7 protein-coding genes are annotated in these 9,092 nt (G+C 70.7%); 5 read left to right on the plus strand and 2 right to left on the minus strand.

From position 1 onward, the window contains the following. The first annotated feature begins 10 nt into the window (after positions 1-10). Together AD72_RS14390 and ald are read left to right on the plus strand one after the other, a co-directional pair. Positions 11-1,549 carry a PucR family transcriptional regulator gene (locus AD72_RS14390; protein ID WP_031467007.1) on the plus strand — a complete coding sequence of 513 codons (1,539 nt, stop codon included), beginning with the start codon at positions 11-13 and terminating at the stop codon, positions 1,547-1,549. Between the two features lie 126 nt (positions 1,550-1,675). Further along, a complete protein-coding gene (gene ald / locus AD72_RS14395) occupies positions 1,676-2,785 on the plus strand; it encodes an alanine dehydrogenase (protein WP_031467008.1) in 1,110 nt (369 codons plus the stop codon). Here the strand turns inward: ald and AD72_RS14400 are convergent. Both AD72_RS14400 and AD72_RS14405 read right to left on the minus strand, forming a co-directional pair. After that, positions 2,782-3,903 carry a nucleotide disphospho-sugar-binding domain-containing protein gene (locus AD72_RS14400; RefSeq protein WP_031467009.1) on the minus strand — a complete coding sequence of 374 codons (1,122 nt, stop codon included), beginning with the start codon at positions 3,901-3,903 and terminating at the stop codon, positions 2,782-2,784. The two genes, ald and AD72_RS14400, sit on opposite strands and share 4 nt — an antisense overlap. 142 nt (positions 3,904-4,045) lie before the next feature. Next, entirely contained in the window at positions 4,046-5,131 is a 1,086-nt protein-coding gene (locus AD72_RS14405; RefSeq protein WP_031467010.1) for a nucleotide disphospho-sugar-binding domain-containing protein, read from the minus strand. A gap of 276 nt (positions 5,132-5,407) precedes the next feature. Between AD72_RS14405 and AD72_RS14410 the strand changes: the two genes are divergently transcribed. The 3 genes from AD72_RS14410 to AD72_RS14420 form a co-directional block, all read left to right on the plus strand. Beyond that, complete coding sequence (locus AD72_RS14410) at positions 5,408-6,409, plus strand: ABC transporter ATP-binding protein (RefSeq protein ID WP_031467011.1); 1,002 nt, start codon at positions 5,408-5,410, stop codon at positions 6,407-6,409. Continuing rightward, positions 6,409-7,353 (plus strand): ABC transporter permease, encoded by a 945-nt coding sequence (locus AD72_RS14415; RefSeq protein ID WP_051898605.1) that lies wholly within the window; start codon positions 6,409-6,411, stop codon positions 7,351-7,353. Before AD72_RS14410 ends, AD72_RS14415 begins: the two co-directional genes overlap by 1 nt. A 40-nt stretch (positions 7,354-7,393) precedes the next feature. Next, positions 7,394-9,092, plus strand: a 1,699-nt coding sequence (locus tag AD72_RS14420; RefSeq protein WP_031467013.1) for an ABC transporter ATP-binding protein, incomplete at its 3' end; no start/stop codon positions are given.

The raw sequence follows: 9,092 nt of genomic DNA on the forward strand, positions 1-9,092 counted from the left end.
GTGCGGCCCCATGACCACCGTGCAGGGCGTCGTGGACCGGGTCGGGCCGACACTGCTGCACGCCGTCGTCGTCCCGGACGAGGCGGTCGCGGTCACCGATGTCGTGATCGCCGAGCCCGGGCGGCACGCGGCGGCGGGTGACCTGCTGCTCGGGGTGGCCGCGAACACCGCGAAGGAGGCCGCCGCCCTCGTGCAGATGGCCGGTGAGCACAAGGCGGCCGGGGTGGTACTGAAACCGCCGATCGCCTCGAGTGTGCAGCGGGCGGCGCGTTCGGCTGGGGTCGCGCTGATCGAGGTGCACGGGCAGACCGCGTGGGCCCAGCTGGTGTGGCTGCTGCGCACGGTGCTCGACGCGGCGGAGTCGGAGAACGACGAGGGGGACGATCCGGCATCGGGCGCGCTCGGTGATCTGTTCCGGCTGGCCGATGCGGTGGCCGCGATGGTGGACGCGCCGGTGACGATCGAGGACGCGAACTCCCGGGTACTCGCCTATTCGGCGCGCCAGGACATCACCGACCCGGCGCGGGTTTCCACGATCATGGGGCGGCGCCAGCCGGACGAGGTGCTCGCGAAGTTCCGCTCGAAGGGCGTGTTCCGCCAGCTCTCCAAGGGCCGCTCGGCGATCTTCGTGCCCGCGCAGGCCGACGGCACGCTGCCGAGGCTGATCGTGCCCATCCGGATGGGTGGCGAACTGCTCGGTTCGATGTGGGCCGTGGTGCGCGACCGGGTTTCCGATGAGCGCTCCGCGGCCTTCGCGGACGCGGGCCCGGTCGTCGCGCTGCACCTGCTGCGCCGCCGTGCGCGCACCGATGCGCAGCGCCGCCGGTTCGCCGAGACGCTGCGCGGGCTGCTCGACGGCACCGGTTCACCCCGGCTCGCGGTCGCCGAGCTTGGCCTGCCCGACGCACCGCACCGGGTGGTCGCGATCGATGCCGCGGGGCGCGCGCCATCCGGAGAGGTGGACGCGGAAGGGGTGCGGCTGGCGCTGTTCGACCGCATCACGACCGGGTTCTCCCGGCTGCGCGCGGTCGCCGAGCTGGACGGTGTGCTGTACGCGGTCGTGGGCAAGGACAGCTGGCCGAAGTTCGCGGAAACCCTGACCGCGCACGACATGCCGCCCCTTGTCGCGGCGGGTTCCGCGACCGAGATCGGGGCGCTCGCGAGCTCGCGGGCCGAGGCCGACGAGACGTTGCTGCTGTTGCGCGCCGGGCTGCTCGAGGGCCACAGCGCCGCCTATGAGCAGGCGTGGACGGTGCTCGCGCTGCACCGCGCCGCCGCGGCCGCCGGTTCCGCCGGGGTCGCCGAACTGGGGCCGATCCCGGTGCTGCGCAAGGCCGATGAGGACGGCACGAGTTGTTATGTGGACACCCTCTATGCCTGGCTGCGCCATCCGGGCGATCCGCGCGCCGCGGCCGAGGAGCTGCGGATCCACCCGAACACCCTGCGGTACCGGATCCGCAAGATCGTCGAACTGACCGGGGTGAGCCTGGAGGATCCGGATATCCGGATGGCGCTGCTTGTACAGCTAGTGACACTACGCTGGGTATAAATTGTGCTCGCGGGACAAGGCAATCCGCGCGATTTGGTTTCGAGGGCACGATGACATGGGCCAAATGGGGCAGCATTGTGGTACGTGGCACGGGGGAGCACGTACGCACAGTGAGATGGAGCTGCTATGAAGATCGCGGTCCCCAGGGAGATCAAGAACAACGAGTACCGGGTGGCGCTCACGCCGGCCGGTGCGCATGAGCTGACCGAGCACGGCCACGAGGTGTTCGTGGAGGCCGACGCCGGTATCGGCTCGGCCATCGCGGACGAGGACTACCTCGCCGCGGGCGCCAAGATCCTGCAGACCGCCGAGGACGTGTGGGCCGAGGGCGAGATGGTGCTCAAGGTCAAGGAGCCCATCGCCGAGGAGTACCCGCGGCTGCGTGCCGGGCAGACCCTGTTCACCTACCTGCACCTGGCCGCGGACAAGGCGCTCACCGAGGCGCTGCTGGCCTCGGGAACCACCGCGATCGCCTACGAGACCGTGCAGCTGCCGAACCGCTCGCTTCCGCTGCTCGCCCCGATGTCCGAGGTCGCGGGCCGGCTCGCCCCGCAGGTCGGCGCGTACTCGCTGATGAAGCCCTCCGGCGGGCGCGGTGTGCTGCCCGGCGGGGTCCCCGGCGTGCTCCCGGCCAAGGTCGTCGTGATCGGCGGCGGCGTCTCCGGGCTGAACGCCGCGCGCATCGCCGCGGGCATGGGCGCGGACGTGACCGTGCTGGACACCAACGTGGACCGGCTGCGCCAGATCGACGAGACCCACCCGCAGCTCAAGACCCTCAGCTCGAACGCTCTGCACCTCGCCGAAGCGGTCACCAGCGCGGACATGGTCATCGGCGCGGTGCTCGTCCCCGGCGCGAAGGCCCCGAAGCTGGTCTCGAACGAACTCGTGAGCCGGATGAAGCCGGGCGCTGTCCTGGTGGACATCGCCATCGACCAGGGCGGCTGCTTCGCCGACTCGCGGGCGACCACGCACGACGACCCGACCTTCGCGGTGCACGACACGGTGTTCTACTGCGTGGCCAACATGCCCGGCGCGGTGCCGAACACCTCGACCTACGCGCTGACCAACGTCACGCTGCCGTACGCGGTCTCGATCGCCGACAAGGGCTGGCACTCCGCGCTGGCCGCGGACCCGGCGCTCGCGCTCGGGCTGAACACCCATGACGGCAAACTGACCAACGGCCCGGTCGCCGAGGCGCACGGCCTCGCGCACACCGAGCTGGCCAGCGTCGTCTAAAGCGTTTCCAGCAGCGCGGGGAGCTCGCCGAGCGGTCGCAGCCCGGCGAGCTCTTTCGCGAAATCGCGCGCCGCACCGCGCAGCGATTCGTCACCGAGCAATTCGCGCACCCGTTGCCCGGTGATCTGCCCGAGCTGGTCCTGTTCGAGCACGGCCCCGGAACCGGCCCTGGTCACCAGGTTCGCGTTCACGTGATGGTCCATCCCGTGCGGCAGCACCAGCTGCGGGACCCCGGCGGCCAGCGTGGTGCACGTGGTGCCCGCCCCGCCGTGGTGGATGGCGAGCGAGCAGCTGTCCAGTACCCGGGAAAGCGGTACCCAGGGCACCTGCCGCACGTTGTCCGGCAGCGGGCCGAGCTCGCCGAGATCGGCGTCCCCGAGCGCGAACACGAACTCCGCGTCCACCTCGTGCGCGGCCCGCACCACCTGGCCGAGGCCGGAGACCCCGGAAACCGAGGGAACGACCGAGCCGAGCGTGACCAGGATCCGCGGGCGGCCCGGATCCTCCTCCAGCCATTCCGGGAGCACCGCCCCGCCGTTGTACGGCAGATACCTGAACTGCCAGCCGGGATCCGGATCGGCGAGCAGCCGCGGCGGCATCAGATCGATACAGGCCGCGGGCTCTCGCACCTGCGCACCGTATTCGGCATAGCGTTCCGCGAGCGCCTCGGCGACGGCACGCGGATACGCGCGCCCGGTGGAATCCGCCGAGATCGCGTGAACCACCGAAGGCACCCCGAGACAGGCCGCCGCGAGTGGTCCCGCACCCTCGGCCGTCTCGTGCACGACCACGTCCGGGCGCCAGTGCTTCGCGAACGCCACGGTCCGTTCCACGGCCGGTTCGCTCACGTGCCCGAACAGCTTGCCGGGGGCCTCACCGGTATTGCGCTCCATCGGCGCCCGCAGCTCCGGATAGCGCTCGAAGAACGAGTGGAACTGCTGGTACGGCGGGACTCCGGGCGCGGAGTCCAGGACCGGCAGCCCGGCGGCGGCGAGCTGGTCGGTGATCCCGTACACGGCGAACGTGACCTCGTGCCCGGCCGCGCGGGCAGCCCAGGCCGAGGACACCAGCGGATAGGCGTGCCCGACGCCGGGCGCGGACGTGAACAGCAGACGCAAGGGAGTTCTCCTCGTCGGTGGTCTTGCGGTGGATCAGGTCGTTTCCTCAGCGGCGTAGCCGCTTGTCACCCGGCTGGTAACCGGCACCGCGGCGGGGTTCCGCCACCCGCACCGCCACGCAAGCCCTGCCACGACAGTTCTCTCAGAGCAGGTTCGCGAACTGGTCGACGAGGGTGCTCGGCGCGGGCTGCGCATGCAGTTCCGCGGCCAGCCGCCCGGCCGAAGCGCGGACGGGTTCGTCGGTGAGCAGGCGGTTCAGCAGCTCGGCGTCCACCTTGTCCCCGGTCGCCGTCAGCGCGGCACCGCAGCCGTCCAGCAGTTCGGCGTTCTGGAACTGGTCGGCGCCCTGCGGAATGATCACCGAGGGCAGTCCCGCGTCGAGCACCGCGAGCGTCGTGCCCGAACCACCGTGATGGACCGCGCCCGCGCAACTGGGCAGCAGCTGGTTGAGCGGCAGCCAGTCGATCGCGCGGGCGTTCGGCGGCAGCTCACCGATCTCCGCACCGTCCAGGGCGAGTACGAACTCGGCGTCCACCGAGCCCATCGCGGCGAGCAGCCCGTCGAGCGCGCCGAGCCCGGCCATCGCGGGCAGCACCGAGCCAAGGGTGACGGCGATGCGCGGACGCTCCGGCGGTTCGAGCAGCCAATCGGGCAACCGCGCGCCGCCGTTGTACGCGACCGGGCGGATCCGCGCGACCTCCCGGGGTTCCGGTTCGAGGCTGGCCGCCGCGATCGCCACGGTCAGTTCGGGCTCGGCATACCGCACGCCGTAGCGGGAGTAGGCATCCCCCAGTCCCTCCGCGATGCGCTCCCGCAACGCGGCCGGGAGCGCGGCGAAGGAGAACTCGTGGTTCACCGCGGGCACCCCGAGCACCGCGGCGAGCAACGGTCCGGCGCCCTGCATCCCGGAGTACACCACCAGATCGGGTCGCCAGCGGCGGCCGAGTTCCACGGCGCTGTCCACGACCTCGGCGCTCACCTCGGCGAATATTCCGCCCGCGATGTCCAGGGGTGTGGCGTCCGGAGGTGGCACGAACCCGCCGAACACCTCCGCGAAGTTCACCCCCGCCGCGGTGTCCACCGCGGGCAGCCCGGCAGCGGCGACCCGGTCCGCGGCCCCGCCGGCGGCGAACAGCACTTCGTGGCCCGCGGAGCGCAGTGCCCACGCGGTCGGGACGAGCGGAAAATTGTGACCGAGGCCGGGGGAGGTCACGAACAGTGCGCGCATGCGAACAACGTAGCGCGCGGGTCGGACGGGAATCACCTGAATATAGGGCGACCCGCTCTACCAGCCTGGGGGTCGCCGGGAGCGGGTCGCACCACCAATCTTAAGGCAGACCTAAGCGTTACGCCAACCGGGGGGTGGTGGCTTCCATCACTTGGCTGTTTTCCGGCCCACGGCGCCCCCACACTCGGGCAAGATCGGCGCTGTTGGATGATCGGGCGCAGGCGCATATATCGGACCGGCGCACAACGAGCAGCACGGAAGAACGGAGTGCTTAGCGTGCACGACCGCAGCGGCCGGATCGTGGTCTCCGGCCTCAGCAAGCAGTTCGGCGCGGTCACGGCTGTCTCGAACCTGAGCTTCACCGTCGAACCCGGTTCGGTGACCGGGTTCCTCGGGCCGAACGGTTCCGGGAAGACGACGACCCTGCGCATGATCCTCGGCCTCGTCCGCCCCTCACAGGGCACCTCGACCATCAACGGGGTCGGTTTCGAACAGCTCGAGGAGCCGGGCAGAGTGGTCGGCGCGGTACTCGACGCGCAGGGCTTCCACCCCAAACGCACCGCGCGCAACCATCTGCTCGTGTACACCGCGGCGATGGGGATCCCCGATCACCGCGCCGAGGAGGTACTCGCGCTCGTCGGGCTCGGGGTGGCCGCGGACCGGATGGCGGGCACCTTCTCGCTCGGTATGAAGCAGCGGCTCGCCCTGGCCACGGCCCTGCTCGGTGATCCGCAGGTGCTGGTGCTGGACGAACCGGCGAACGGGCTCGACCCGGAGGGCATCGCCTGGCTGCGGTCCTTCCTGCAGGCGTTCGCGCGCAGCGGGCGGACCGTGCTGATCTCCAGCCACATCCTCGCCGAGGTCGAACAGCTCATCGACCACGCGGTGATCATCTCCCGCGGCCAGACCATGTTCAACGGGCCGCTCGCGCAGTTGCGCGGACAGCAGCGCAGCCGGGTGCTGGTCCGGGCCGCGGACAACGCGCGGCTCGCCGAGGCCCTGCGCGCGGAGGGCTTCACCGACCTGCAGGCCACCCAGGACGGACGCATCTCGGTGGCCGCGGAGATCCAGCAGGTCGGTGATATCGCGGCCAAGATCGGCGTGGCCACCTACGGCATGGAGGAGCAGCGCACCAGCCTGGAGCAACTGTTCTTCCAGCTCACCAGTGGCCAGTTCGCGGCGCCCCCGCCTCCGGGCTGGGGCCCGCAGCAGCCGCAGCAGGGCTACTACCAGCAGCAACAGCAAGGCTACCCACCGAACCAGGGCGGATACCGCTGATGACTTACTACCAGCAGCAGGCGTACCCACCGGCAGGCGCGCCGAAGGTGAAACTGTTCGCGCCGACCCTGCCGAAGGCCGAACTGCGCAAGTTCACCACCACCAGCGTGTGGTGGGGACTGCTCATCCCGACCGTGCTGCTCGCGCTCGGCTGGTCGTGGATCGCCACCTCGTTCGTCAGCTTCATCACCGATCAGGTCGTCGAGGGCACTCGTTCGCTCGGGGTGAGCGCGAACATCCCCGATCTGCCGTTCGCCTCCTTCGCGCTCGCCCGCGCGATCAACATCTCCACGATCTTCCCGATCGTGCTCGGCGGGCTCGCCATGGCGAACGAGGTCCAGCGGCGCACGATGACCACCTCGTACCTGACCGCGCCCAGCCGGGTCTCCGTGCTGACCGCGAAGTTCGGGTTCTACGCGGTGGTCGGCGCCGCCTACGGCGTGGTGATCGTCGGGATCTCCAGCCTCGGCATCTGGCTCGGCTCGGTCACCGGCGGGCACACCCAGTTCCTGCCCAGCGCCGGGGTGTGGCTCGGTATCGCGGGCGCCGGGATCCTGTCCACGATGCTGTGGACCCTGCTCGGCGTCGGGGTCGGGGCGCTGCTCGGCAACGTCATCGCGACCACGCTCGTGCTGCTGCTCTACACCTTGCTCGCGGAGAACCTGCTCAACCTGGCGGTCGTGCGGATCGGCGATCACGTGCCCGGGTTCCTGATCAACCAGTCCGGCAGCGGGATCGTGTCCAGCATCGCGGCGGATGACCTCACCGCGCGGATCACCGATCTGCCACCGCGGCTGTCCGAGGGGATGACCGAAGTGATGCGGTTCGCCGCGGGTGCCGGAGGTACCTACAGCTGGTGGATCGAGGCGATCATCTTCCTGGTGTGGACACTGATCTTCGCCGGTCTTGGCTGGTTCGTCGCGCAACGCAGGGACGTATCGTAATTCGGCGGCTTCTGTCGGTGGGCCGACGTAACCTGGTTCGGTGCCCGACTCAACCACCACCACAGCGCGCCGCGGCTGGATCCGCAGGCTGGCCGCGGAATGCTTCGCCAATCGCGGTCTCGCCGTCCTCGTCCTCGTCTCCGCCGTACTCGGCACCGGGCTGGAGGCGGCGGGACCGCTACTGACGAAGGTCGGCATCGACGACGCCGTCGCCGGGCACACCTCGAACATGCCGGTGCTCGTGCTCGCCCTGCTCGTGCTCGCTGCGATCCGGTTCGTCGCCGCCTTCGTGCGCCGCTACTTCGCGGGCAAGCTCGCGCTCGACGTCCAGCACTCGCTGCGCCGCTCGGTGTTCACCAGCGTGCAGCGCCTGGACGGGGCCAAGCAGGATCAGTTGCGCACCGGCCAGGTGGTCTCCAGGGCGAACAGCGATCTGCAGCTGGTGCAGGGCCTGCTGTCGATGGCCCCGCTGTCCATCGGCACCGTGGCGCTCACCCTCGCCTCGCTGGTGGCGATGCTCTACCTGTCCCCACTGCTGACGGTGATCGCGCTGGTCATCGTGCCCGCGCTGGCCATCGTGGCCGGGCGCTCGCGCAAACGGCTCTTCCCCGCCACCTGGTCGGCCCAGCAGCGCGCGGCCGAGATCGCCCAGCACGTCGAGGAGACGGTGACCGGGGTGCGCGTGGTGAAGGGCTTCGGCCAGGAACGGCGCGAGACCCGGAGCATGCTCGAACGGGCGGGCGTGCTGTTCGCCGAACGCATGCGCGCGGCCAAGCTCCAGTCGGTGCCGACCGCGACCCTGTCCGCGCTTCCCGCGCTCGGCCAGGTCGCCGTGCTCGCGCTCGGCGGGATCCTCGCCCTGCGCGGCGAGATCAGCCTCGGCACCTTCCTCGCGTTCTCCAGCTACCTGGCCACCCTCGTCGGGCCCGCGCGGCTGCTCGCCGGGCTCGTGGTGATGGGCCAGCTGGTGCGCTCGGCCGCGGAGCGCGTCTACGACCTGGTGGATTCGCAGCCGGAGATCACCGACGATCCCGATGCCGTGGATGTGCCGGACGGCCCGGTGCGCGTGGAGCTGGACGCGGTGCGGTTCGGGTACACCCGCGAGGAGCCGGTGCTCGACGGGGTGAGCCTGGCGGTGGAACCCGGCGAGACGGTCGCGCTGATCGGCACCTCGGGTTCCGGGAAGTCCACGGTTTCCCTGCTGCTTCCCCGGTTCTACGAGGTGCAGGACGGGGCGATCACCGTCGCGGGCCGCGACATCCGCTCACTGCGGCTGGCCTCGCTGCGCAGCACGGTCGGCGTGGTGTTCGAGGACGCGTTCCTGTTCTCCACCTCGGTGCGGGACAACATCGCCTATGGGCGCCCGGACGCGACCGATGAGCAGGTGCGCGCCGCCGCCCGGGCAGCGGAGGCGGACGGGTTCATCGAGGCGCTCCCCGAGGGCTACGACACCACGGTCGGCGAGCGCGGACTCACCCTGTCCGGCGGGCAGCGCCAGCGCATCGCACTGGCCCGCGCACTGCTCTCGGATCCCCGGGTGCTCGTGCTGGACGACGCCACCTCCGCGGTGGACACGGCGACCGAGGCGGCCATTCACGAGACGCTGCGCCAGGTCACCGCGGCCCGTACCACGATCCTGATCGCGCACCGCCGCTCCACACTGCACCTCGCCGACCGGATCGCGGTGCTGGACGAGGGCAAGCTCGTGGACATCGGCACCGAGGCCGAACTGACCGAGC

It is taken from the genome of Sciscionella sediminilitoris, from assembly GCF_000737195.2.
Classification (GTDB): Bacteria; Actinomycetota; Actinomycetes; order Mycobacteriales; family Pseudonocardiaceae; genus Sciscionella; species Sciscionella sediminilitoris.